This window comes from Bartonella sp. LJL80, assembly GCF_054871565.1.
The window spans coordinates 463,986-487,366 of the sequence record NZ_JBTXLM010000002.1 but is presented as its reverse complement, the minus strand read 5'-3'; the positions used below and the strand labels follow the sequence as shown (position 1 = coordinate 487,366).

The 23,381-nt window shown below is 48.1% G+C and carries 22 protein-coding genes and 4 tRNA genes; 4 read left to right on the top strand and 22 right to left on the bottom strand.

The genetic code is table 11. From position 1 onward, the window contains the following. Positions 1-73 precede the first annotated feature (73 nt). From rpoB to ACYSNS_RS06515, 11 genes are all read right to left on the bottom strand, one after another. The gene (gene rpoB / locus ACYSNS_RS06565) at positions 74-4,210 is read right to left on the bottom strand and encodes a DNA-directed RNA polymerase subunit beta (protein ID WP_461722330.1); all 4,137 of its coding nucleotides are present in this window, start codon (positions 4,208-4,210) and stop codon (positions 74-76) included. A gap of 479 nt (positions 4,211-4,689) precedes the next feature. Next, a complete protein-coding gene (rplL, locus tag ACYSNS_RS06560; protein WP_461722329.1) occupies positions 4,690-5,061 on the bottom strand; it encodes a 50S ribosomal protein L7/L12 in 372 nt (123 codons plus the stop codon). A 104-nt stretch (positions 5,062-5,165) separates the two neighbouring features. Continuing rightward, on the bottom strand, positions 5,166-5,684 hold the full coding sequence (rplJ, locus tag ACYSNS_RS06555; RefSeq protein WP_461722328.1) for a 50S ribosomal protein L10: 519 nt from the start codon (positions 5,682-5,684) through the stop codon (positions 5,166-5,168). Between the two features lie 310 nt (positions 5,685-5,994). Beyond that, positions 5,995-6,696: a 50S ribosomal protein L1 gene (gene rplA / locus ACYSNS_RS06550; protein ID WP_461722327.1), complete on the bottom strand. Its 702-nt coding sequence runs from the start codon at positions 6,694-6,696 to the stop codon at positions 5,995-5,997. A gap of 4 nt (positions 6,697-6,700) precedes the next feature. Continuing rightward, a complete protein-coding gene (gene rplK, locus ACYSNS_RS06545; RefSeq protein ID WP_461722326.1) occupies positions 6,701-7,129 on the bottom strand; it encodes a 50S ribosomal protein L11 in 429 nt (142 codons plus the stop codon). 144 nt (positions 7,130-7,273) lie between these two features. Beyond that, on the bottom strand, positions 7,274-7,804 hold the full coding sequence (gene nusG / locus ACYSNS_RS06540; protein ID WP_461722325.1) for a transcription termination/antitermination protein NusG: 531 nt from the start codon (positions 7,802-7,804) through the stop codon (positions 7,274-7,276). A 20-nt stretch (positions 7,805-7,824) separates the two neighbouring features. Further along, positions 7,825-8,037 (bottom strand): preprotein translocase subunit SecE, encoded by a 213-nt coding sequence (gene secE, locus ACYSNS_RS06535; protein ID WP_461722324.1) that lies wholly within the window; start codon positions 8,035-8,037, stop codon positions 7,825-7,827. Positions 8,038-8,253: 216 nt separating this feature from the next. After that, positions 8,254-8,329: transfer RNA gene (locus ACYSNS_RS06530), tRNA-Trp, on the bottom strand. 42 nt (positions 8,330-8,371) lie between these two features. Next, positions 8,372-9,547 (bottom strand): elongation factor Tu, encoded by a 1,176-nt coding sequence (gene tuf / locus ACYSNS_RS06525; RefSeq protein ID WP_461722323.1) that lies wholly within the window; start codon positions 9,545-9,547, stop codon positions 8,372-8,374. Between the two features lie 167 nt (positions 9,548-9,714). Next, positions 9,715-9,788, bottom strand: a tRNA-Gly gene (locus ACYSNS_RS06520). A 22-nt stretch (positions 9,789-9,810) separates the two neighbouring features. Beyond that, a tRNA-Tyr gene (locus ACYSNS_RS06515) sits at positions 9,811-9,894 on the bottom strand. Positions 9,895-10,101: 207 nt separating this feature from the next. Here ACYSNS_RS06515 and ACYSNS_RS06510 point away from each other — a divergent pair. After that, on the top strand, positions 10,102-10,932 hold the full coding sequence (locus ACYSNS_RS06510) for a TrmH family RNA methyltransferase (protein WP_461722322.1): 831 nt from the start codon (positions 10,102-10,104) through the stop codon (positions 10,930-10,932). Here ACYSNS_RS06510 and ACYSNS_RS06505 read toward each other — a convergent pair whose 3' ends face one another. From ACYSNS_RS06505 to ACYSNS_RS06490, 4 genes are all read right to left on the bottom strand, one after another. Next, positions 10,933-11,646: a rhomboid family intramembrane serine protease gene (locus ACYSNS_RS06505; protein WP_461722411.1), complete on the bottom strand. Its 714-nt coding sequence runs from the start codon at positions 11,644-11,646 to the stop codon at positions 10,933-10,935. A gap of 13 nt (positions 11,647-11,659) precedes the next feature. Then, the gene (locus tag ACYSNS_RS06500; protein WP_461722321.1) at positions 11,660-12,538 is read right to left on the bottom strand and encodes a hypothetical protein; all 879 of its coding nucleotides are present in this window, start codon (positions 12,536-12,538) and stop codon (positions 11,660-11,662) included. Between the two features lie 284 nt (positions 12,539-12,822). Beyond that, complete coding sequence (locus ACYSNS_RS06495; RefSeq protein ID WP_461722320.1) at positions 12,823-13,257, bottom strand: L,D-transpeptidase; 435 nt, start codon at positions 13,255-13,257, stop codon at positions 12,823-12,825. 164 nt (positions 13,258-13,421) lie between these two features. After that, the gene (locus ACYSNS_RS06490; RefSeq protein ID WP_461722319.1) at positions 13,422-13,925 is read right to left on the bottom strand and encodes a hypothetical protein; all 504 of its coding nucleotides are present in this window, start codon (positions 13,923-13,925) and stop codon (positions 13,422-13,424) included. A 396-nt stretch (positions 13,926-14,321) separates the two neighbouring features. On the opposite strand from ACYSNS_RS06490, the gene ACYSNS_RS06485 reads away from it, so the two are divergent. After that, positions 14,322-15,488: an RNA ligase RtcB family protein gene (locus ACYSNS_RS06485; protein WP_461722318.1), complete on the top strand. Its 1,167-nt coding sequence runs from the start codon at positions 14,322-14,324 to the stop codon at positions 15,486-15,488. Continuing rightward, a complete protein-coding gene (prfH, locus tag ACYSNS_RS06480) occupies positions 15,485-16,102 on the top strand; it encodes a peptide chain release factor H (protein ID WP_461722317.1) in 618 nt (205 codons plus the stop codon). Before ACYSNS_RS06485 ends, prfH begins: the two co-directional genes overlap by 4 nt. A gap of 55 nt (positions 16,103-16,157) precedes the next feature. Here the strand turns inward: prfH and ACYSNS_RS06475 are convergent, their stop codons facing one another. The 7 genes from ACYSNS_RS06475 to ACYSNS_RS06445 form a co-directional block, all read right to left on the bottom strand. After that, positions 16,158-16,586, bottom strand: coding sequence for a DUF2155 domain-containing protein (locus tag ACYSNS_RS06475; RefSeq protein WP_461722316.1), 429 nt, complete (start codon positions 16,584-16,586; stop codon positions 16,158-16,160). An 89-nt stretch (positions 16,587-16,675) separates the two neighbouring features. Continuing rightward, on the bottom strand, positions 16,676-17,074 hold the full coding sequence (locus tag ACYSNS_RS06470) for an NADH:ubiquinone oxidoreductase subunit NDUFA12 (protein WP_461722315.1): 399 nt from the start codon (positions 17,072-17,074) through the stop codon (positions 16,676-16,678). A 104-nt stretch (positions 17,075-17,178) separates the two neighbouring features. Next, positions 17,179-17,667, bottom strand: a complete 489-nt coding sequence (locus ACYSNS_RS06465; RefSeq protein ID WP_461722314.1) for a GNAT family N-acetyltransferase — start codon at positions 17,665-17,667, stop codon at positions 17,179-17,181. Between the two features lie 5 nt (positions 17,668-17,672). Continuing rightward, positions 17,673-19,172, bottom strand: coding sequence for an Asp-tRNA(Asn)/Glu-tRNA(Gln) amidotransferase subunit GatB (gene gatB, locus ACYSNS_RS06460; RefSeq protein ID WP_461722313.1), 1,500 nt, complete (start codon positions 19,170-19,172; stop codon positions 17,673-17,675). 131 nt (positions 19,173-19,303) lie between these two features. Further along, complete coding sequence (gene tig / locus ACYSNS_RS06455) at positions 19,304-20,758, bottom strand: trigger factor (RefSeq protein ID WP_461722312.1); 1,455 nt, start codon at positions 20,756-20,758, stop codon at positions 19,304-19,306. A 148-nt stretch (positions 20,759-20,906) separates the two neighbouring features. Beyond that, a tRNA-Leu gene (locus tag ACYSNS_RS06450) sits at positions 20,907-20,989 on the bottom strand. Positions 20,990-21,227: 238 nt separating this feature from the next. Next, positions 21,228-21,812 (bottom strand): hypothetical protein, encoded by a 585-nt coding sequence (locus ACYSNS_RS06445; RefSeq protein ID WP_461722311.1) that lies wholly within the window; start codon positions 21,810-21,812, stop codon positions 21,228-21,230. A gap of 171 nt (positions 21,813-21,983) precedes the next feature. Between ACYSNS_RS06445 and trmFO the strand changes: the two genes are divergently transcribed. After that, positions 21,984-23,381, top strand: a complete 1,398-nt coding sequence (gene trmFO, locus ACYSNS_RS06440; protein ID WP_461722310.1) for a methylenetetrahydrofolate--tRNA-(uracil(54)-C(5))-methyltransferase (FADH(2)-oxidizing) TrmFO — start codon at positions 21,984-21,986, stop codon at positions 23,379-23,381.

Below are 23,381 nucleotides of genomic sequence, written 5' to 3'. Positions count from 1 at the left end.
ATAGAAATCCATTTTTTTCGGCTTTTAACGGCCGATAAAGGCGCGCTTATTAAAAAGCGCGCCTTCTCAAGATTTACTCGGCTGCATCCGGCAGCGACTGCTGCGCCAGCAATTCACGGGTGTCATCAAGCTCGACATTGAGGCCCAACGAGCGCATTTCCTTGACCAACACATTGAAGCTTTCAGGGATACCGGCTTCAAATGTATCATCGCCACGAACAATGGCTTCATAGACCTTGGTACGGCCTGCAACGTCATCCGACTTGACCGTCAGCATTTCCTGCAAGGTGTAAGCGGCGCCATAAGCTTCCAGAGCCCAGACTTCCATTTCACCGAAACGCTGACCACCGAACTGCGCTTTACCACCAAGCGGCTGCTGGGTAACAAGCGAGTAAGGTCCGATCGAACGGGCGTGGATCTTGTCATCAACCAAGTGATGCAGTTTGAGCATATAAATATACCCAACCGTCACCTGACGATCGAAAGGCTCACCCGTACGGCCATCATATAACGTCACCTGACCCGATGTATTCATGCCAGCTTCCTTCAACATAACGTTGATATCTGCTTCATGAGCACCATCGAAAACCGGCGTTGCGATAGAAACACCGCGCTTCATCTGGCTCGCCAGACGAACGACACTCTCATCGTCATAGTTGCGTACCGGCTCATTGCGATCATTGTCAGGAATGACATCCTCAATACGCTGACGCAAAGGCTTGATATCGCCTGACTTCTGATAAGCCTCTAGCAACTCGCCGATCTGCTTGCCCATCCCCGAACACGCCCAACCAAGGTGCGTTTCCAGAATCTGACCAACATTCATACGGCTCGGCACACCAAGCGGGTTCAACACGATATCGGCATGGGTCCCGTCTTCAAGGAATGGCATATCTTCTGCAGGCAGAATACGCGATACAACACCCTTGTTTCCGTGACGACCGGCCATCTTATCGCCCGGCTGGATTTTGCGCTTCACAGCAACAAAAACCTTCACCATTTTCATGACCCCTGGGGGCATCTCGTCACCGCGCTGGACTTTTTCAACCTTGTCCATAAAGCGACGCTGCAATGCATCCTTGGATTCGTCATACTGCTTGCGCAGAGCCTCGATTTCGCCCTGAAGTTTTTCATCTTCAACAGCAAACTGCCACCACTGCGAGCGCGGATACTCACCCATAACGGCTTCATCAAGGCTGGTGCCCTTCTTGAACCCTTTAGGGCCTTCAATAGCAGTTTTGCCATTGAGCATATCGACGAGACGAGAATAGACGTTACGGTCGAGAATTGACTGTTCGTCATCACGGTCTTTGGCCAAACGTTCAATTTCTTCACGTTCAATAGCCATAGCACGTTCGTCTTTTTCCACACCATGGCGGTTAAAGACACGAACTTCAACAACCGTACCGAAAGTCCCTGGAGGCATACGCATGGAGGTGTCACGCACATCCGAAGCCTTTTCACCAAAGATGGCACGCAGAAGCTTTTCTTCCGGCGTCATCGGGCTTTCGCCCTTTGGTGTGATCTTACCGACCAGAATGTCGCCCGGCTGAACTTCCGCACCGATATAGACAATACCGGCTTCATCGAGATTCTTCAGTGCTTCTTCAGAAACATTGGGAATATCGCGCGTAATTTCTTCCGGTCCAAGCTTGGTATCGCGAGCTGCAACTTCAAACTCTTCGATATGGATCGAGGTGAAAACGTCATCCGAAACAATCTTTTCAGAAAGCAGGATAGAGTCTTCGTAGTTGTAGCCATTCCAAGGCATAAACGCGACAAGCACGTTACGGCCAAGTGCCAGATCACCGAGATCGGTCGAAGGACCATCAGCAATGATATCGCCTTTTTCGATGCGGTCACCGACGCGAACCAATGGACGCTGGTTGATGCAGGTCGACTGGTTGGAACGCTGGAATTTCTGCAGACGATAAATATCGACGCCCGACTTGGACGGATCGAGATCTTCCGTTGCACGAATAACAATACGTGTCGCATCGACCTGATCGACGATACCACCACGTTTCGCACCAATCGCAGCACCAGAATCGCGGGCAACAATCGGCTCCATACCGGTTCCAACAAACGGCGCTTCTGCACGTACCAACGGCACGGCCTGACGCTGCATGTTCGAACCCATCAACGCACGGTTGGCGTCATCGTTTTCAAGGAATGGAATAAGAGCTGCTGCAACCGAAACAAGCTGTTTCGGCGAAACGTCCATCAAATCCACATGATCACGCGGAGCCATCAAAACTTCACCGGCATGACGGCAAACCACGAACTCTTCCGTGAATTGACCTTCAGCATCAAGCGACGAATTGGCCTGCGCTACGTAGTGCTTTGATTCTTCCATAGCTGACAGATAAACAACCTTGGTCGTCACCTTGCCATCAATGATTTTACGATACGGGCTTTCAATGAAACCGTATTTGTTCACACGCGCAAATGTCGCCAACGAGTTGATCAGACCGATATTCGGGCCTTCCGGCGTTTCAATCGGGCAGATACGACCGTAATGGGTTGGATGCACGTCACGGACTTCAAAGCCAGCACGCTCACGGGTAAGACCACCAGGGCCAAGTGCCGAAAGACGGCGCTTATGGGTGATCTCCGAAAGCGGATTGGTCTGATCCATAAACTGCGAAAGCTGCGAAGAACCGAAGAACTCGCGAACGGCAGCAGCGGCTGGTTTTGCATTAATCAAATCCTGCGGCATGACCGTGTCGATTTCAATGGAAGACATCCGTTCCTTGATGGCACGCTCCATACGAAGCAGACCAACACGGTATTGATTTTCCATCAATTCACCGACCGAGCGAACGCGACGATTGCCGAGATTGTCGATATCGTCAATCTCGCCGCGACCATCACGCAGCTCTACGAGCATTTTGACAACAGCCAAGATATCTTCTTTGCGCAGAATACGAACCGTATCCGGGCAATCGAGATCCATACGCATATTCATCTTCACACGGCCGACAGCCGAAAGATCATAGCGCTCAGGATCGAAGAACAACGAGTTGAACATTGCTTCCGCAGTGTCCATTGTGGGAGGTTCCCCCGGACGCATCACGCGGTAAATATCGAACAATGCATCCTGACGACTTTGATTCTTGTCAGCCGCCAAAGTATTGCGGATATAAGCACCGATATTGACGTGATCGATATCAAGAACATTGATTTCGTCCACACCCGTATCCAGCAAGACTTTCAACGTCTTTTCATCAATCTCATCACCGGCTTCGAGATAAATCTCACCCGTTTGATAGTTGACGATATCTTCAGCCAAATAGGAACCAAACAAATCATCTTCCGATGCCTTGATGGCCTTCAGGCCTTTCTCGGTCAAAAGCTTGGCTGCCCTTGCGGTCAACTTCTTGCCAGCCTCGGCAACAACTTCACCACTATCCGCATCAATCAGGTCAGAAACAAGTTTCATACCCTTGAAGCGATCAGCCGAATAAGGAATACGCCATCCGTCTTTCGCGCGCTCAAAAGTAACCGTGTTATAGAATGTCGACAGAATGTCCTGCCCATCCATGCCTAAAGCCATAAGGAGGCTTGTGGCGGGAATTTTACGACGACGGTCGATACGTGCGTAGACAACGTCTTTGGCATCGAATTCAATATCAAGCCAAGAGCCGCGATAAGGAATGACACGGGCCGCAAACAAAAGCTTGCCTGACGAATGCGACTTCCCTTTATCGTGATCGAAGAAAACGCCCGGCGAACGGTGCATCTGCGAAACAATAACACGTTCTGTACCGTTAACAATAAAGGTGCCGTTATCCGTCATCAAAGGCATATCGCCCATATAGACGTCTTGCTCCTTGATGTCTTTGATATCCTTCGAACCTGTATCTTCGTCAATATCGAACACGATCAAACGTAGCGTCACCTTGAGAGGTGCTGCGTAAGTTAGATCGCGCTGCCGGCATTCTTCCACATCAAATTTTGGAAGGTCGAATTCATAACGAACGAATTCGAGCATTGAAGCGCCCGAAAAATCCGTAATCGGAAACACCGATTTGAACACTGCCTGCAAGCCTTCATCGGCACGCCCGCCTTTAGGTTCATCAACCATAAGGAACTGGTCATATGATGCTTTTTGAACCTCAATAAGGTTCGGCATCTCCGCCACTTCGGGAATCTTGCCAAAAAACTTGCGTACGCGCTTGCGACCGTTGAATGATAGGGTCTGAGCCATCGTCGCTCCTTGATCTTTGCTCATCAGGGTGGACTAGACCCCGAAAGCTTTACATCATCAGCCTGCTTATGCAGACCAGTTTATTTGGATCGCAATTGATCCATTTTTACCTGTTTCGCGTCATTCTAACCAAGAAAACCTTGCGGGTTTCCGAATGACACTCTGTTTTTGCGCACTACCTGATCGAAAATGTCTTGCGACGTTTTCGGGTATGCCTATTTTATTGCATTGCCTTATCCAAAAAACCGAGCGACTTCTTGGGGAATGCGATGACACCCCCATGCAACCGGAGCGCCCTATTTTCTCAAAGCCTGACGATCAACCATCCATTCGTCGATACTATTGCCTGGTCCTTGAACGGTTTAAACCCGTTTCCTGACAGCCACCGAACTGTCAGGAAAAGGGTTCAATCCAAATGATTTCCACCCGATAAAAGGGAGGAAACCGGTGGGCTGGAAAAACCCACCGGAAAAATAAGCTTACTTAAGCTCAACCTTGGCGCCAGCTGCTTCGAGCTGTGCTTTGAGCTTTTCAGCTTCGTCCTTGCCAACGCCTTCTTTAACAGGCTTCGGTGCACCTTCAACCAAATCCTTGGCTTCTTTAAGGCCGAGACCTGTGATGCCACGAACTTCTTTAATGACGTTGATTTTCTGTGCGCCACCATCGACGAGAACAACATCAAATTCGGTCTTTTCTTCAGCTGCAGGAGCAGCAGCGCCACCAGCAGCAGCAACAGCTACAGGAGCAGCAGCAGAAACGCCCCACTTTTCTTCGAGCATCTTTGAAAGCTCAGCAGCTTCCAAAACTGTCAGGTTGGAAAGGTCTTCTACGATCTTAGCTAGATCAGCCATTTTATAATTCCTTCAATCAAAAGGTTTGAACATTTGTTTAACAGTTAACCGACCACCAAGAAATACATAAATGTAAACCTTGAAAGCCAGCCTGCGAAACAGCCTTAAGCCGCTTCGCCCTTCTGGGCATATGCACCAACAACGCGCGCCACCTGACCTGCAGGTGCCTGAACAACCATGGCGATACGGGTAGCAGGGGTAGAAATCATACCCACAAGCTTTGCACGCAACTCGTTCAACGAAGGCAGAGAAGCCAAAGACTTCACCGCATCAGCATCCAAGCTGGTTGCACCCATAGAACCGCCAAGAATGACAAGCTTGTCATTGGTCTTGGAAAAATCGACAGCAACTTTCGGTGCCGTCATAGGATCAGAAGAATAAGCAATCAAAGTCTGTCCGGTGAACAGACTTGCCATTGATTCTGATTCCGTGCCCTGAAGAGCGATTTTGGCAAGGCGGTTTTTTGCGACTTTAACGGTACCGCCAGCTTCGCCCATTTTTGAACGAAGATCGTTCATCTGCGAAACTGTCAGACCGGAATAATGTGCCACAACGACAGAACCGGACTCTTTAAAAGCCCCATTGAGCCATGTGACAAATTCGCGTTTTTCCGCTCTATCCACTGTCTCTCTCCATTTAACAAGCCCGTAAAAACGGAACCTGTCGGGTTGCCTTTGATGACAAGAAACCATTTCTTGTCATCGACGAGGATCCTGCCCCCTTCTTCACGCATTCACGATCAAAGGCAACGCTGGTTCAAACCCTTTGTCTTGCAACATTCAGGTCATTACCACAGTCTCATGCAGGTTTTCATCTGATTAAGACACCGAAGTGTCACCCACAATCTCGGACAGGACATTCCGAAATTTCTTTCGGTATGACCCGGGCCTTTAAGGAGCCCGGATAGTTGAAACCGGAAAACCGGTTTATTTCTTATTGCGCAGGACGAACCGTTGCTGGATCAACCTTAACGCCGACGCCCATCGTTGAAGAAACAGCGACACGCTTAACGTATTCACCCTTAGCGCCCTGTGGCTTTGCCTTGATAACCGCATCAGCAAAAGCCATAATATTTTCGGCCAACTGCTGCGCACCAAAAGAAGCCTTGCCGATACCGGCATGGATAATACCAGCCTTCTCAACACGGAACTCAACAGCACCGCCCTTAGAAGCCTTAACAGCCGCAGCAACATCAGGCGTCACTGTACCGACTTTAGGGTTTGGCATCAAACTACGCGGGCCAAGAACCTTACCAAGACGACCAACCAATGGCATCATGTCCGGAGTAGCAATACAACGATCAAAATCGATCGTGCCACCATTGACGATCTCAAACAAATCTTCCGCACCGACAATATCTGCACCAGCGGCTTTCGCCTCTTCTGCCTTATCACCACGAGCAAAAACAGCAACACGGACATTACGACCGGTGCCGTTAGGCAGATTGACAACGCCGCGAACCATCTGGTCAGCATGACGTGGATCAACACCCAGATTCATCGAAACTTCGATAGTTTCATCAAATTTCGCGACAGCGCGCTCTTTGACCATGTTCACTGCATCGTTCAACGCATAGAGCTTGTCAACATCAACGCCTTCACGGATTTTTTTCAATCTTTTTGCAACTTTTGCCATGTTCTCAGCCCACCACTTCCAGGCCCATAGAACGGGCAGAACCTTCAACCATACGCATAGCAGCCTCAATGTCATTTGCATTAAGGTCTTTCATTTTTGCTTCTGCGATCGAACGTACCTTGTCACGCGAAATCGTGCCGGCAGAAATCTTACCTGGCTCCTTAGAACCGGACTTCAAGTTGGCTTCCTTCTTCAAGAAGAACGATACCGGCGGCGTCTTCATCGAAAACGTAAAAGATTTATCCTGATAGTAAGTAATGACAACCGGAATCGGCGCACCCTTTTCCATCTCCTGCGAAGCGGCATTAAACGCCTTACAGAATTCCATAATGTTGATACCACGCTGACCAAGAGCAGGACCGATTGGAGGAGACGGGTTAGCCGCCCCTGCCGGTACCTGCAGCTTCAGCTGGCCTGCAATTTTTTTAGCCATAACAATCTGCCTTTAAACTATGCCGTAAACGGCGCTTCATAAAAACCGGAAAACCGGCCCGCAGTCGGGTGGTGCGGAAACACATAGCCGGCAAAAGCCACCATTACCTTCCACCCATTTATTCGGAGCGAACCCCGAAAGAGATCAGAGCTTTTCAACCTGACCGAATTCCAAATCTACAGGCGTAGCACGACCAAAAATCGAAACCTCGACCTTCAAGCGCGAACGCTCTTCTTCAACTTCCTGAACAACACCATTAAACGATGCAAACGGCCCATCAGCGACACGAACCTGCTCGCCGATTTCGAATGAAATCGAAGACTTAGGACGTTCAACACCTTCCTGAACCTGCATCAGGATCTGCTCTGCCTCACGATCCGAAATCGGAACAGGCTTCGAATCAGAACCAAGAAAACCGGTAACCTTCGGTGTATTCTTAATCAAATGATACGCATCATCCGTCAAATTCGCACGAACGAGAACATAACCTGGAAAGAACTTGCGCTCGGAATCCACCTTACGGCCACGACGAACCTCGACAACCTTTTCAGTTGGAACCAGAATACGCTCAAACAGATGGTCAAGCCCTTTCTGCTTCGCTTCCTTATCGATAGCTTCCGCAACCTTCTTTTCAAAGTTCGAGTAAGCCTGAACAATATACCAACGTGCAGCCACGGTTATTTTCCCTTAAGCTATCAACTAAAAAGACGCTTCAGGAGATCAATGCTCTCCCAAACGCCAAAATTCATAATCTGATCGGCAATAAAAAAGAAGGCAGCAGCAAAAGCCGCCATTAGAAGAACCATAATCGTCGAAACAGTGGTTTCGCGACGAGTCGGCCATGTTACCTTTGCAGTTTCTGCACGAACCTGCTTCAAAAAGGTAATCGGATTGGTCTTGGAAGCCATCTTTTGCCTTACATTAAATTCTTAAACAACTGCACGAATCATACAGCCAACATCAAACACGATAAAACCGCGGAAAGCCTCATAACAGCCTTACGCGATCTCTTCAACATCATTAATTAAACCTTTAGGCAGAAAAACGCAAGCCCTCGTCCAAAAAAACAAAAAAGGCGGTTATTAACCGCCTTCTTTATATTTGATGCAAAGCATACAAAGGAGTGGCAGGGGCAGCAAGGCTTGAACTCGCGACCTGCGGTTTTGGAGACCGCCGCTCTACCAACTGAGCTATACCCCTATCCTCGAAAGATGAAGCGACTGAAGAACAGCCGCAACACCATTACTCGATGATTTTAGAAACGATACCGGCACCGACGGTGCGGCCACCTTCACGGATAGCGAAGCGAAGCTTCTCTTCCATCGCAATCGGAACGATTAAGGCAACATCAACAGTGATATTATCACCTGGCATCACCATCTCTGTACCTTCTGGCAGCGTTACAATACCCGTAACGTCTGTTGTACGGAAGTAAAACTGCGGACGGTAGTTTGTGAAGAATGGTGTATGACGACCACCCTCGTCCTTGGTCAGAATATAAGCTTCTGCCTTGAACTTGGTGTGCGGTGTCACTGAACCCGGCTTAGCCAAAACCTGACCACGTTCAATACCTTCACGGTCAATACCACGAAGAAGCGCACCGATGTTGTCGCCTGCCTGACCCTGATCAAGAAGCTTACGGAACATTTCAACGCCGGTTACTGTCGTCTTCGATGTCGGACGAATGCCGATGATTTCGATTTCTTCACCAACCTTGACAATACCGCGCTCTACACGACCCGTCACAACCGTACCACGGCCGGAGATCGAGAAAACATCTTCAATCGGCATCAAGAAAGGCTGATCAACAGGACGCTCTGGCGTTGGAATGTAAGCATCAACTTCGCTCATCAGAAGACGAACTGCATCTTCACCAATTGTCTTGTTGCTATCTTCAAGTGCTGCCAAAGCAGAACCCTTGACGATCGGAATTTCGTCGCCCGGGAAATCATACTTCGAAAGAAGCTCACGAACTTCCAGTTCAACCAGTTCCAAAAGCTCTTCATCATCAACCTGATCGACCTTGTTCAGGAAAACAACGATCGCAGGAACACCAACCTGACGGGCAAGCAGAATGTGCTCACGTGTCTGAGGCATCGGGCCATCAGCTGCCGAAACAACAAGAATTGCACCATCCATCTGGGCAGCACCGGTGATCATGTTCTTAACATAGTCGGCGTGTCCAGGGCAATCAACGTGTGCATAGTGACGGTTTTCCGTCTCATACTCAACGTGGGCTGTCGAAATCGTGATACCGCGTGCGCGCTCTTCAGGTGCCGCGTCAATCTGATCGTAAGCCTTGAATTCACCAAAATACTTCGTAATCGCTGCTGTCAACGATGTCTTGCCATGGTCAACGTGACCAATCGTGCCGATGTTTACATGCGGCTTCGTACGTTCAAATTTGCTCTTTGCCATCGCCGTCGATCTCTCGTCTTGTTAGCACCCGCAAAATCGGGCTTCAGAACTGAATGTAACCGGTCCGATTTCTCAGCCCGGCCCTATACCCAAAAAGACGGAAAATCCGTCCGGTTCAAGATGAAACATTGTTTCATCCAAATTATGCCCGACCGCCAACGATCGTCTGGAGCGGGTAGCGGGAATCGAACCCGCATATTCAGCTTGGAAGGCTGCTGCTCTACCATTGAGCTATACCCGCGCATTGACTCCGGCTCCGGCAATGGTGGAGGGGGTTGGATTCGAACCAACGTAGCATACGCAACGGATTTACAGTCCGTCCCCTTTAACCACTCGGGCACCCCTCCATATATTGCCAGCGGAGTTGCGCGATAAGGCATATGCAGGCAGAACAACTTCATAACAAACTTGTTCTGCCTGCGGGGGGCGTTATGACGATTAGCGTTGCCGCTGTCAACAGGTTAAATCAGGTTCTGTTGAATTTCATAACAATAATTTTCACGCCGTAGCGTTTTTTTCTACCGTTTGGCCTATACGTTGCGCTATAGGAAGGCATGAAAGAAAAAACGCCAAAAGATTCTCATTATGCCCGTCTACGCCGCCAACATCGCGATGCGCAGCCCGGCAGACCTTTTAAACCGCAACGCCCAAAGACAGATGCCGCACCTGTGGAACAGGGACAGCTGAGACTTTACGGTATCCACACCGTATCAGCGGCGTTGAAGAACCCTAAGCGCAAACTCTTACGCCTGCTTGCAACGCAAAATGCATTGGCAAGGCTCGAGATTGACGAATCAAGCTTACCCTTCCCTGTCGAAATGGTTTATCCCAAGGCACTTGATGCATTGGTTGGCAGCGATGCAGTTCATCAGGGAGTGGTACTCGAGACCGAGCCGCTGAAAACGCGCCGTTTGTCAGAATTGTCGAATACCGATCTTGTGATCATTCTGGATCAGGTAACCGACCCGCATAATGTTGGTGCGATTATGCGTTCGGCAGTCGCTTTCAATGCTGGTGCGGTCATCACGACAAACCGGCACTCGGCGCAGGAAAGCGGTGTCCTTGCAAAATCCGCTTCCGGCGCACTTGAGTTGATTGACCATATCACTGTGCGTAACCTTGCCGATGCCATCGGTGAATTACATGATGCCGGCTTTGTCACCTTCGGCCTTGATTCCGAGGGACCTCTGGCTCTTGAACCGACACTGAGCGGGCGACATGTCGCGTTGGTGCTTGGAGCCGAAGGAAAAGGCCTGCGTCAAAAAACACGAGAGACGGTTTCAGCACTGGCACGGTTGGATATGCCCGGTGAAATCAAATCGCTCAATGTGTCAAATGCGGCTGCAATTGCTTTGTACGCAGCCAATCGATATTTACATCCATAATCAATATTCATATTGGCGGCGGCGGTCGAATAAACCGGCGAGGAAGAATCCTGCCGCCAATCCACCAATATGGGCTTCCCAAGCGATACCCGGCTCGCCATCCGCGCCACTTACGGATCCAAGACCTGTAAAAACATTGATAAGCAGCCATGTACCGATGAAGACCAATACGCTCTTTGATGCTAAAGAGCGGGGGATCGATAGGATAGGCCCCGCGAATTCCGGCTTACTGTCGCGACCAAGTGTTTCCACCCGGCGGAACCCGTATCGAGCGGCAGCACCCATCATCCCGGAGATAGCACCGGATGCCCCGACAAGTGGAGTGTAACTTGCTGAATACAGATAACCATGCGCAAAAGCAGCGGCGATGGCACAAACACACCAAAATATCAAAAAGCGAATATTTCCGATCCTGTTGGCGAGTGGAGATCCGAAAATCACAAGCCAAAGCATGTTCACCACGACATGCATAATGCTTCCGTGCATAAACGAATAGCTGACAGGTGTGTACCAGACTTGCATCGTTACGTGACGGAAAAATTGCGGAATGAACGCACAATAGGCAATGTATTTTTCATAAAGCGCTTGTGAAAACAGATATTCCGGCACGAAAAACGCACCCAAGCAAACGCCGACGATGAGGATAATCACCGGTGGGATATTCAATATTGGTGGCTTTGTTACATCCGGATGGACTTGCTGATTTTCATGCATGAAAAGGCGCTTCTTACGATGGGCTTTCTGATTTAATCCAACGCGGGACAATGCGGACATAGAACATCTGCGCGATTAATTCGACACAAGTTTGTGTCAAAATAACAGCTGTCGCTAATCCTGCCTCATTGGCTCCGACAAAAAGAAGCATAACCGGAAGGATAACCAAAGAATTCCGGGTAGAAAGACTGAAGATAACGGCAATTTTCTGCTCGCGCTTTAAACGGAAAAGCTTGGCTGTAAAAAGACCAAGGAAAGGAGCAAGACACGCATAGGCGATGTATAACGATGCCACATATAGAAGCTGAATATGAATGACAGGACTGCCGCGATCATAAGCCAAGCTCTGTAAATCTTCTTCAGTGAGGTATTTTTCACCCGATTGCCATGGCTCATTTAATTGGTTTTGCTGAGCGAAATCATAAAAATAGTGATGGATGCCGAGTTCTGATAGAATTTCAGAAAATGCATAAGCCATAACGACCATCAAGGTAAATGCGGTTATTGGCACGACGCTATTTTTGAAAAATTGGGTTGCTCGCCTGATTCTTTTTCGGCGTTTTGATAGTCCCTGTAGCGACCAGGCAAGAAGCAGCGGTAGGACTATGATAGACACAAACTCAACAACGAAATTGGATAGCTTTGCGTAACCGCCGCCAGGCGAATGACCACCCGAAATGCTTGTTGCGAATAAAATGAAGAAAAGACAATATTGGCAAATAAGCAAAAGCGGCAACGCTGCGGTCAAACGTGCCGCATCCCCTTTTGCCATTTTGCAAAAACTGACGACGTAATCCACACAAGGTGACAAAAGCACAAATACTGCGGGAATGATGAACATGAGATAGGAGACTTCAGAAATATCCGCGATCGTCCATATCCAGATCTTCATACAAATCCATGCAAGTATCATGACCAAAACGGGAACGAAGAGAAAATTCCCCACAAGTAGCGCAGAGATAAAATTTCCACTTTTAAGTCCATTGACTACTGAGTCTATCGGCACTTGTAGAAATGTGACAAACAATAGTAACGGCAGGATAAGCTTGATTGCCACGCTTCCAGTTTCGGCCATAGGCATTAAGCATGCGAGCAGAATACCGGCAAAAATACCGATCATATAAAAACGAATTTGATAAAAGTCTAAAAAATCAGGCCAATCTGTCGTCAGTTTGTTCAATGCGTAATCACGATCTTCAAGTTTTGCGCGCCCGCCTGCTGTACCATACCATAAAGCGTTTTGGCATTTGCAGTATTCAATCTCACACAACCGTGGCTCGCTGGACTGCCGAGACGCCCCGTGGCGTTCGTCCCATGAATAGCATAGCCTTGGTTGTAAAAGATAGCGTAAGGCATAGGCGCATTATCATATTTGCGGCTGTACCACATTTTATGCATACGCTGCGGACGATAGATTCCGCTCGGAGTGGTATATCCCTTTCGGCCGGTTGAAACCTTCCAGTTATAGACAATCTGACCGTTTTTCTTCACCGTCATCATTTGCTTTTGCACATTTACAACGGCTACAATATCCGCGGCTGATGCCGAAACCATGTAAGAAAAAAATCCAATAAACAGAACAACAAAAACTCTCAGTATTTTCGATAACATTTGTCTCTTCTCCCCTTACTCATCAATCGCTGATGAGCAAAAGTTAAAGTAAAGCGAGAATACGGAAAGGAAATAAAAACCTTAAAGAATGGTTAATTTTCAAAGATGGCACCACTAATCACTCTATTGAAGCATTCGAGTATTACACACCGTTGCAAAGGTCTTTAATATTTCGGCATAGATTTCATCTGATCCAGCACCTGCTGAAAAGCGCGCGCATCAAGAAAACCATCAACATAATTTCCACGTCCTACCAGTTTGAATGCAAATCCCGTTTGTGCATATTGGCGGAACTCGTCTTCAGGTATGAACAATCTTCCCTTTTCCGACATTGTACATCCGATAGTGCAAACGACGTTTAACTTCTCGCGGGCAACATAGCGATAATTGCGCTTTTGCGACCACGCCAGGCTCAAATCCAGATCATTCGAATTCGTGGACGTCGCTATGGTATCAATCGTATAACCTTGATTGCTGATCCATTTGGCCTGCATTTCCAACTGAATAAGCGGGTTATTGGTAAAATAAAAACTTTTAGAACTGATCTCAGTGACCCGCGTATAATAATCATGTGTTGTCGATGGCTGCGTCGTCCATTGACACCCGACCAGTAACAGGGGGAGCGCAATCGCACCTATTTTACTCAATAACCAACGTGATAGCAGCATATCCAAGCCTTCGCTATATTCAATGGTTTCAAAGCTACAGACACAGCCTTACCCCAAGCTTATGCTGCTTGCGAACCTCCTAAAGCTTGCGACTGCAAGCTCTGTGATCTCACGCCATGGAAGCCCCTATTGCATGCAATGTAAATCATGCAGTAGACGCTTTCGCGGTGTGATAAATATATCTCACAGAGACAAGACTATAGTTGTCTTGCTTTAAAACGCTTGCATTAAAATACACGCTGTGACAGGAGAACCGCAATTGAAACAAGGAACAGGGGTAAAGACTATGAACCATCTTTCTTTTTACCCTTCGCGGGTTTGCCAATAATTTCCAGGCTTCCTGAACAAGGCGCTTGAAATAAACCGCGCTTTTGTTCCCTGTTATCAGGATTTTCTATGTCTATTTCAGTTATACTTACTGCATCACAGCCAGCTGTGAAGTGTCGGGCTATTCTTCGTCAACATTTCGATGAGAAATGTTGGGTTGACGGTCAGGCGCTCTATCAACTCGATCAACTCGCGCAATCTCAAGTGATAACTTCTATCTCGGCATTTCCAGATCTGCATGTCGGCAAATATGGCCCTGTCGGGATTGCGTTCAACGCACGCCATCCGCTTCCGCGTGTCATCGGCAACGACATCGGATGCGGCATGTCGTTTTTTGCATTGGATTTAAAAGCCCAACGTATCAAATTAGATAAAACGGCGGAAAAACTACGTCAACTTGAAACCTTTGAAGCAATGGATACGTCAAAACGCTTAGAAGAAATCGGCCTGACTTCTGATCTGTTTTCCGCATCACTCGGTTCCATCGGAGGTGGCAACCATTTTTGCGAATTACAGATTATCGAAGAAACTATCACGCATTCTTCGCTTGAACCTGGTTTGGTCTATCTTCTCGTTCATTCCGGTTCCCGTGGATACGGCCAGATGATTATCGATTCTTTTGAGAACCAATTCGGCAAGGATCCATTTTCGATTGATGCCGCAAATACCTATCAGCAATCCCACGACAAGGCTGTAGCTTGGGCAAGCTTGAACCGGCGCATGGTGGCAGAACGTGTGGCGGAACTTTTGAAAGCTGATGTAAAACCAATATGCGACGTCCCACACAACATTATCGAACAAACAAAACAAGGTTGGCTGCATCGCAAGGGCGCCGCAAGGGCAACCGGTTCGTTATTGCCGATTGCGGGATCCCGTGACAGCCTGAGCTACATTGTAGCGCCGGGTGCGCATGTCGCATCTTCCCATTTTTCTGTTTCACACGGCGCCGGCAGAAAATACGATCGCCAATCCATGACGGGACGAGGCGTCGATGGGGATAAATCACGGCATACTATGTCGCGCAATCCTTGGGGTGGGCGAATTATCTGCGAAGATAAGCGCCTCCTCAATGAGGAAAAAGGTGCGGCCTATAAAGATATTGAAATGGTAATAGAACAATTGAGACAGCGGCAACTTGTTGTTCCAATCGCAGCAATGCGCCCCTTGGTAACATTTAAAAGAGCCAAGCTGGATAATTATGATGGTGTAAAAACATTGAGAGGGAGAAACAAATGAACCGTCAAGAATGCCATCTCTTCCTCACCGTCGGAAGTGGCCCTGTTGAATGCCGCATCGCACTTGGCAAGCTTGTTGATATGATAAAAGAAGAAGCGAAAGCCAGTCTGATTGCATGTTCGATCCATAATGCAGATAAAATCGACAATTATGGTCCACCTTCGGCAATCATGACGCTGGAAGGTGAAAATGCTTTTGCTTTTGCGCATCAATATACGGGTACAATCCGCTTCACCTTTGCAAGTCCAGTGCGACCAAACCACAAACGCAAAAACTGGTATGTCGGCGTTAATCTGGTAGAAAACAGCGCTGAAGATCACCTGATCAGCATCGCACCATCAGAAATACGTATCGATACGATGCGTGCTGGTGGTCCTGGGGGCCAACATCAAAACACGACGGATAGCGCTGTCCGAATTACACATCTACCCACCGGTATCAGGGTTATATCGCGCGATGAACGTTCTCAACATCGAAACAAAGCCAAAGCGATGCAAAAATTGCAGCTTATGCTCGAACTGTTGCAAACCGGAAAAGCGGAAAAGCTAAAACAGGATATGGCACAACTGCATAGAACACTGGTACGGGGAAATGAAAAGCGGCATATTCGTTAAGCTTGTGCGCGGGGGAAGCTCATTGAAGCTCCTCCGCTACATCACAGCATAGCGATTATTGCGGGGCTGGAACCTTTGATGTCTGCTTGCAGTCTTTCAACCAAACATCATAAATCGGATGTTCAACAGCGTTAAGTCCCGGACTATCCGCAAACATCCATCCGGTAAAAATACGTTGGATTTTTTTATCCAAAGTAATTTCATTCACCTCGACGAAACCATCCGTGCGGGTCGCCTCGTCAGCTGAACTGGTATAACAAACACGCGGTGTCACTTGCAACGCGCCAAATTGATAAGTTTCGCCGATATAAACGTCAAAACTTGTTATCCGTCCTGTGATCTTGTCGAGCCCCGAAAAAACGGCAACAGGATTACTGACACGTGACGTTTCTTGAGCCATCGACGCAGCTATCGGCATCGAAAAACCGACAAATGCACATAAAGCGACCAAAGACTTGAAATTTGACGGTTTTAGAAATTGCATAGCACCATATCAATGACTTTAATTCAGATAAAACCGCTTAATCGCTAATTATGGCAAGACCACGAACATCGTCAGTCTTGGCCGAAAAACTACTTCTCGGGCGTCCACGCATCATAGTCACCTGTTACACGCGGGCGTTCGCCATGACGAGCGATAGACCCCTTAGGTGTATAGGCTTCTGCTGTGCCGGTCATATTCGGCAAGTGGGATTTTTCCCATTCACGCGGTTGATAGTTTTCTTGCGTTGGCGGAGTATCTGTTCTGTGATGCATCCAACCATGCCAACCAGCAGGAATTGTCGATGCTTCCGAATAGTTTTTGTAGATGACCCAGCGACGAGGATAACCATCCTTGTGTCGGCTGCCTTCATAATAAATATTGCCGAATTGGTCTTCACCAATACGCTTGCCTTTGCGCCATGTGAAAAAACGCGTATTGATGGTATTACCATTCCACCAAGTGAAGGTTTGCTTCAGAAAACCAGCCATATCCGTTTCTGCTCCTCTAATCAGCCCTTAAGCCGCAAGCGATCAAAAAATATGCTTTGTTATGGCGCTGCAACGCCATAAAGGCAAGCAATTAATTGTTTGCATCAAAACAGCGTTTTTTCCAAAACAACATCATCTGGCGCAGTATGCTCCGGTATTTTGGAAAGCTGTTTATAGCCTTGCATTGCGTAAAACTGCCGCGCCCGCTCGTTTTTTTGATGCACATTCACGCGAATTTTGCGTGCAGCAGGAAATGCCTCTTCAATCTCAATCAACAAACGCTGGCCTATCCCCTGACGTTGGCTTTCCGGTTTCACATAGAGTTGAAACAATACTGCAATCTCGGAATCACCTTTCACAGCTCCCTGTACGGCATAAGCGACACCATGGAGGGTCTCACCATCATCAGCCACAACATATTCCGATGATGGACGACTCAGATATTTTTTGAGAAGCTCCGGCGCGTGGAACTGCGCCGTCATTTTTTCTACTTCTTCACGACCAATGAGATCGTCGTAGGTTGCGTGCCACGTTTCGACAAGAAGGTCATGTATGGCATTAATATCATCTTTGGATGCGGTACGGATCCACATGATTATTATTCTATCCCGAGTTTAGCCTTTACCAAATCATTGACAACCTGCGGATTGGCTTTACCGCCGGTCGCCTTCATAACCTGCCCCACGAACCAACCGGCTAAAGTTGGCTTTTCTTGGGCCTGTTGAACTTTTTCTGGATTGGCTGCGATGACTTCGTCAACAGCTTTTTCAATCGCTCCGGTGTCGGTAACCTGTTTCATACCGCGCTCTTCCACGACTTTTGCCGGATCACCACCCTCATTCCAGATAATTTCGAAAAGGTCCTTGGCAATTTTACCTGAAATCGTACCTTCCTTGATGAGGTCGATGATACCGCCCAGCTGTTCAGCCGATACGGGCGTATCAACGATGTCCAAACCAGCCTTATTCAATGCACCCAAAAGATCATTTATGATCCAGTTTGCGGCCAGTTTACCGTCACGGCCTTTTGCAACATGCTCGAAATAGTCGGCGATAGCCTTTTCCGTGACCAAGATGGATGCGTCATAAACCGTCAGTCCCATCTGGGAGACAAACCGCTCTTTGATATCGTCTGGAAGCTCTGGAAGATCGGCCGCCAAGGCATCAACGAATTGCTGATCGAATTCTAATGGCAGCAAATCCGGGTCGGGAAAATAACGATAATCGTGCGCTTCTTCTTTTGAGCGCATGGAACGGGTTTCCCCTTTCGCAGCATCAAAGAGTCGCGTTTCCTGATCAATTGTTCCACCATCTTCGAGAACTGCAATCTGGCGACGGGCCTCATATTCAATCGCCTGTCCGACAAAGCGAATCGAATTGACATTCTTGATCTCGCAACGTGTACCAAAGCCTTCACCTGGACGGCGAACCGAAACATTGACGTCGGCGCGCATCGAACCTTCATCCATGTTACCATCGCAGGTACCAAGATACCGAACAATCGTCCGCAATTTTGTCAGATATGCCTTAGCCTCATCGGAAGAACGCAGATCAGGCTTGGAAACAATTTCCATCAACGCAACACCCGAGCGATTAAGATCGACAAAAGACATTGTTGGATGTTGATCGTGCATCGACTTACCAGCATCCTGCTCCAGATGCAGACGCTCGATGCCGATCTCGATATCTTCAAACTGGCCCTTATTATCGGGGCCAACAGAAATGATGATCTTGCCCTCACCTACAATTGGCTGTTTAAACTGCGATATCTGATATCCTTGTGGCAAATCAGGATAGAAATAGTTTTTACGATCAAAAACCGATTTCAAATTGATCTGGGCTTTCAGCCCTAGTCCGGTCTTCACCGCCTGACGCACACATTCCATGTTAATGACTGGCAACATACCCGGCATAGCTGCATCAACAAGCGATACATTATTATTCGGCGCCGCACCAAATTTTGTAGATGCGCCCGAGAACAATTTCGAATTGGATGTAACCTGCGCGTGTACTTCCAAACCGATTATCACTTCCCAATCGCCTGTGGCACCGGAAATAAAACGTCTTGCTTCTGCAGTTCGGGTATCAACGATTGTCATTGCCAATCCATTATAAAATTTCGAGATGTCTTTATTGGCTAGTCCAAACAAGCCTCAAGTGCAAGAGCAGAGTGAACCATCCAACAAAAAAGGCCCGGTTAAACCGGGCCTTTTTCATGAAACATGAAAGATCAATCTTTCTTTGCGGCTTTTTTGGTAGGAGCCTTTTTCGGCGCTGCTTTTTCATCGCCTTCAGCCTTATCTTCCGCTTTTTTCTTTGGCGCAGCCTTTTTCTTCGGTGCAGCGTCTTCTTCGTCTTCCTTCATCAGCTCTTCAGCTGTCACCTTTTTATCGGTAACCTTGACCTGTCCGAGAAGATGATCAACAACCTTTTCTTCAAAAATAGGTGCACGAAGATTGGCAACTGCATCCGGTGTACGGCGGAAGAATTCCATGATCTCTTTTTCCTGACCGGGATACTGGCGTACCTGATCAAAAACAGCGCGCTGCAACTCATCTTCCGTGACTTCTACACCGGCCTTTTCACCGATTTCCGAAAGAACGAGCCCAAGACGTACACGGCGTTCAGCCAATTTACGATATTCTTCACGGGCTGCCTCTTCAGTCGTATCTTCATCTTCGAATGTACGACCGGCCTGTTGCAATTCGCTATTGATTTGAGCCCAAATATTATTGAACTCAACCTCAACCAGACGTTCAGGTGTTTCAAAGCTGTAATCACCATCAAGAGCGTCAAGAATTTGACGCTTTACTTTCTGGCGCGTAACCGAACCATACTGACCTTCAATCTGCTCACGAACGACTTCGCGCAGGCGTTCCAATGATTCCAGACCAAGCTTTTTGGCAGCTTCATCATCAACCTTCAAAGCATCAGGCTTAGAGACTTCCTTGACCGTTATGTCAAACGTCGCATCTTTTCCAGCCAGATGTTCAGCACCGTAATTGTCGGGGAATTTAACCGTGATGGTTGTCGTATCGCCAGCCTTGACGCCGACAAGCTGCTCTTCAAAGCCCGGAATGAACTGCTTCGAACCAATGACCAACTGCGCATCATTGTCAGCGCCGCCGTCAAAAGGTGTCCCATCAAGCTTGCCAAGATAATCAATCGTTACACGATCACCATCTTCAGCTTTACCCTTCTTTTCCGAATATGTACGCGTTGAAGCCAGAATACGCTCGACCTGCTCGTCAACATCCTTCTCAGGAACATCAACAACTTCGCGTGTCACTGCAATGCCGGAAACGTCTTTCAACTCGATCTTCGGCAAAACTTCATACTTCAATGTGAAAACGAAATCAGCCTTGCCATCAAGCACTTTTTCGGCTTCTTTTTCGTCTTCGCTCATGTCGATCTGAGGCTGTGTTGCAGAACGCTCGTTACGCTCAGCCAAAATGGAACGCGGAGATTCATTCAAAATCTCATTGACAACTTCCGCCATAAAGGACTTGCCATACATCTTGCGCAAATGACCTGCAGGCACCTTACCGGGACGAAAGCCATTCAGTTTGACCTTGTCCTTTGCGTCGTCAAGACGTTCATTCAATTTAGCTTCCAGATCTTTAGCGGGGATCACTATCTTGATCTCGCGCTTCAGTCCCTCATTAAGCGTCTCGGTAACCTGCATCGAACAACCTTCATTTCTCTAAGGAAAAGGGCTACGCCTCCTCCGGTAACAATTCTGTTCTGACACGTCGCGTCAGATACACATGAAGCGGACTTCCGCTTGAAGCGAAACCCCGCAGAAATCCGTTTTGCATCCAAGGCAATTGCTGTGGTGCGGATGGAGGGACTCGAACCCCCACGGTCTCCCGCCAGAACCTAAATCTGGTGCGTCTACCAATTTCGCCACATCCGCTTGTAGCCTGTCAGACAGGACTGCAATAAACCTTACGCAAGCGGCGTCTCTATATCACCCAATTTCTATCAATCAAAGGAAAAAAGCCAAACTTTATTGTTTTTAGCATTTCTTTTTATTTTTACGCGCCCGATAGGGCATGAACAAAGGATGCTTGGATCGCTTCATGTTTTTACGAATGCTGATCAAGACATCTTTGTTAACATGGCCATCAGTCAACCTTATGCAGGACTCAAGTCTAGCGTGAACCGCCGCGCCCGCGCTTTTTCCAAGCTTTCAATGGCATAATGTCGGGTTCCCCTCCCCCTGCTTCATACCAGGAATCGACAGCCCATTTTTGTTTTTGTCTGTCAACTATAACCGCGGTCCAATGTGGATACCGACCATCAATGAAAAAACCTCTCGAATCGCGTCGTGATACGTCGTGATATCTCAACAGGCCGTTTGCTTTGAGATAATGGAGAAATGCATCTGTGTTCGTTGATTCGTCAATACAATCCATTTGCCCTTTACGATTAGGACGACCAAACGCCATTTTCGGTTCGTCGCGAACACCTATCACTTGCGTTGAACGCTCTTCAAAAATCGCGACGGACTTTCTTATTGCCTTTCTCTCACCTGCAGCATCAGCGGTGGTCGAAAACAATCGGCGGATCTTCGCCTGATCTGCCGCTGTCAGCGTCACCATCGTGCGGTAGTGGCAATCATAACCGTGACAGACACGAAAACGTGGCTGTACATTTTGTGCGTGTGAGGCGCATATTAGAGCAAATATTGCCAATGTTGAAACTGACAATTTTGGAAAGAATGATTTTGACCACATGGTTTGTTTCCAACCGTATCCTGCCAATCGGCATCCAAGGACGTTTTTATTTTTCGCGCATGAGATTATATGGCGAAATGGGTCTGCGGCAATAATCATGTAGATGATCACGGGGGCATAGGCTAAGAATGGGATCAATCTTCATTCTTAATATCGGTAAAAAGAAAATTCATGTCCAAATTGTCCAACCAACCTATCCATATCATCGGCGGCGGTCTTGCAGGTAGCGAGGCCGCTTGGCAAATTGCTGAATCCGGTATTCCAGTTATTTTGCATGAGATGAGGCCGGTGAGGCCTACAGATGCTCATAAAACCGATCATCTGGCAGAGTTGGTCTGTTCCAATTCTTTACGCTCCGACGACGCATCGACTAATGCTGTTGGACTATTGCATGCAGAAATGCGTCTTGCCGGTTCACTCATTATGAAAGCAGCCGATGCCCATCAAGTGCCCGCGGGAAGCGCTCTTGCCGTCGACCGAGATGGATTTGCGCAAGCCGTAACGCATAGATTGGAAAACCACCCGCTTATTTCAATAGAGCGTGGCGAATTGCAAGATCTTCCGCCCGAAGAGTGGGGTAGCGTCATTGTTGCAACCGGCCCACTTACATCTCCAAGCCTTGCCACCGCCATACAGCAAGCGAGCGGCACCGATGCGCTGTCATTCTTTGATGCCATCGCCCCTATCATCCACACCGACAGTATCAATATGGATATTTGCTGGCACCAGTCGCGCTATGACAAGGTTGGCCCAGGTGGAACGGGCAAGGACTACATCAATTGCCCGCTCAATAAAGAGCAATATGAAGCTTTCATTCAGGCACTTATCGATGGTGAAAAGACTGAGTTTCGCGAATTTGAAAGCACACCGTATTTCGACGGCTGTTTACCGATAGAAGTCATGGCCGAACGCGGTGTCGAAACCTTGCGGCACGGCCCGATGAAGCCAATGGGGCTTACCAATGCGCATCAGCCCGACATCAAGGCCTATGGTGTTGTACAGTTGCGGCAGGATAATGCCCTTGGCACGCTTTACAACATGGTCGGCTTTCAAACAAAGCTGAAATATGGCGAGCAAACCCGCATATTCCGAATGATACCCGGATTGGAAAATGCGGAATTTGCGCGACTTGGCGGTCTTCACCGCAATACCTATCTCAATTCTCCTGTCGTGCTTGATGCAACACTGCGATTGAAAAATTTACCGCGTTTACGTTTTGCCGGCCAGATTACAGGTTGCGAAGGCTATGTCGAATCGGCTGCCATCGGCCTGCTTGCCGGGCTTTTTGCATCTTCTGAACACAGAGGAACGGAACCGCGCATCCCACCGCTGACGACCGCTTTTGGCGCCCTGCTCAACCACATAACCGGTGGACATCTCATGGCTGAAGAGACGGGAAAGCGGTCTTTTCAACCGATGAATATTAATTTCGGTCTTTTCCCGCCCATCGAAGTGGCAAAACCAGAAGGTAAGCGTCTGCGAGGCAAGGAAAAGACAAATGCAAAAAAACAGGCAATGACCGCCCGGGCATTGGTGCACTTCCAAAACTGGCTGAAAGAGGAAAAATAA

Excerpts from the sequence above, each read along its gene's own strand:
- secE (WP_461722324.1), bottom strand. The coding sequence starts at position 8,037 with ATGGCTTCCAAGACCAATCCGATTACCTTTTTGAAGCAGGTTCGTGCA.
- ACYSNS_RS06475 (WP_461722316.1), bottom strand. The coding sequence starts at position 16,586 with ATGCAATTTCTAAAACCGTCAAATTTCAAGTCTTTGGTCGCTTTATGT.
- ACYSNS_RS06490 (WP_461722319.1), bottom strand. The coding sequence starts at position 13,925 with ATGCTGCTATCACGTTGGTTATTGAGTAAAATAGGTGCGATTGCGCTC.
- ACYSNS_RS06500 (WP_461722321.1), bottom strand. The coding sequence starts at position 12,538 with ATGAAGATCTGGATATGGACGATCGCGGATATTTCTGAAGTCTCCTAT.
- rpoB (WP_461722330.1), bottom strand. The coding sequence starts at position 4,210 with ATGGCTCAGACCCTATCATTCAACGGTCGCAAGCGCGTACGCAAGTTT.
- ACYSNS_RS06470 (WP_461722315.1), bottom strand. The coding sequence starts at position 17,074 with ATGGCTGGTTTTCTGAAGCAAACCTTCACTTGGTGGAATGGTAATACC.
- prfH (WP_461722317.1), top strand. The coding sequence starts at position 15,485 with ATGAACCGTCAAGAATGCCATCTCTTCCTCACCGTCGGAAGTGGCCCT.
- ACYSNS_RS06510 (WP_461722322.1), top strand. The coding sequence starts at position 10,102 with ATGAAAGAAAAAACGCCAAAAGATTCTCATTATGCCCGTCTACGCCGC.
- ACYSNS_RS06445 (WP_461722311.1), bottom strand. The coding sequence starts at position 21,812 with ATGTGGTCAAAATCATTCTTTCCAAAATTGTCAGTTTCAACATTGGCA.
- gatB (WP_461722313.1), bottom strand. The coding sequence starts at position 19,172 with ATGACAATCGTTGATACCCGAACTGCAGAAGCAAGACGTTTTATTTCC.
- tuf (WP_461722323.1), bottom strand. The coding sequence starts at position 9,547 with ATGGCAAAGAGCAAATTTGAACGTACGAAGCCGCATGTAAACATCGGC.
- rplA (WP_461722327.1), bottom strand. The coding sequence starts at position 6,696 with ATGGCAAAAGTTGCAAAAAGATTGAAAAAAATCCGTGAAGGCGTTGAT.
- ACYSNS_RS06485 (WP_461722318.1), top strand. The coding sequence starts at position 14,322 with ATGTCTATTTCAGTTATACTTACTGCATCACAGCCAGCTGTGAAGTGT.
- ACYSNS_RS06505 (WP_461722411.1), bottom strand. The coding sequence starts at position 11,646 with ATGCATGAAAATCAGCAAGTCCATCCGGATGTAACAAAGCCACCAATA.
- ACYSNS_RS06495 (WP_461722320.1), bottom strand. The coding sequence starts at position 13,257 with ATGTTATCGAAAATACTGAGAGTTTTTGTTGTTCTGTTTATTGGATTT.
- rplK (WP_461722326.1), bottom strand. The coding sequence starts at position 7,129 with ATGGCTAAAAAAATTGCAGGCCAGCTGAAGCTGCAGGTACCGGCAGGG.
- trmFO (WP_461722310.1), top strand. The coding sequence starts at position 21,984 with ATGTCCAAATTGTCCAACCAACCTATCCATATCATCGGCGGCGGTCTT.
- ACYSNS_RS06465 (WP_461722314.1), bottom strand. The coding sequence starts at position 17,667 with ATGTGGATCCGTACCGCATCCAAAGATGATATTAATGCCATACATGAC.
- tig (WP_461722312.1), bottom strand. The coding sequence starts at position 20,758 with ATGCAGGTTACCGAGACGCTTAATGAGGGACTGAAGCGCGAGATCAAG.
- rplL (WP_461722329.1), bottom strand. The coding sequence starts at position 5,061 with ATGGCTGATCTAGCTAAGATCGTAGAAGACCTTTCCAACCTGACAGTT.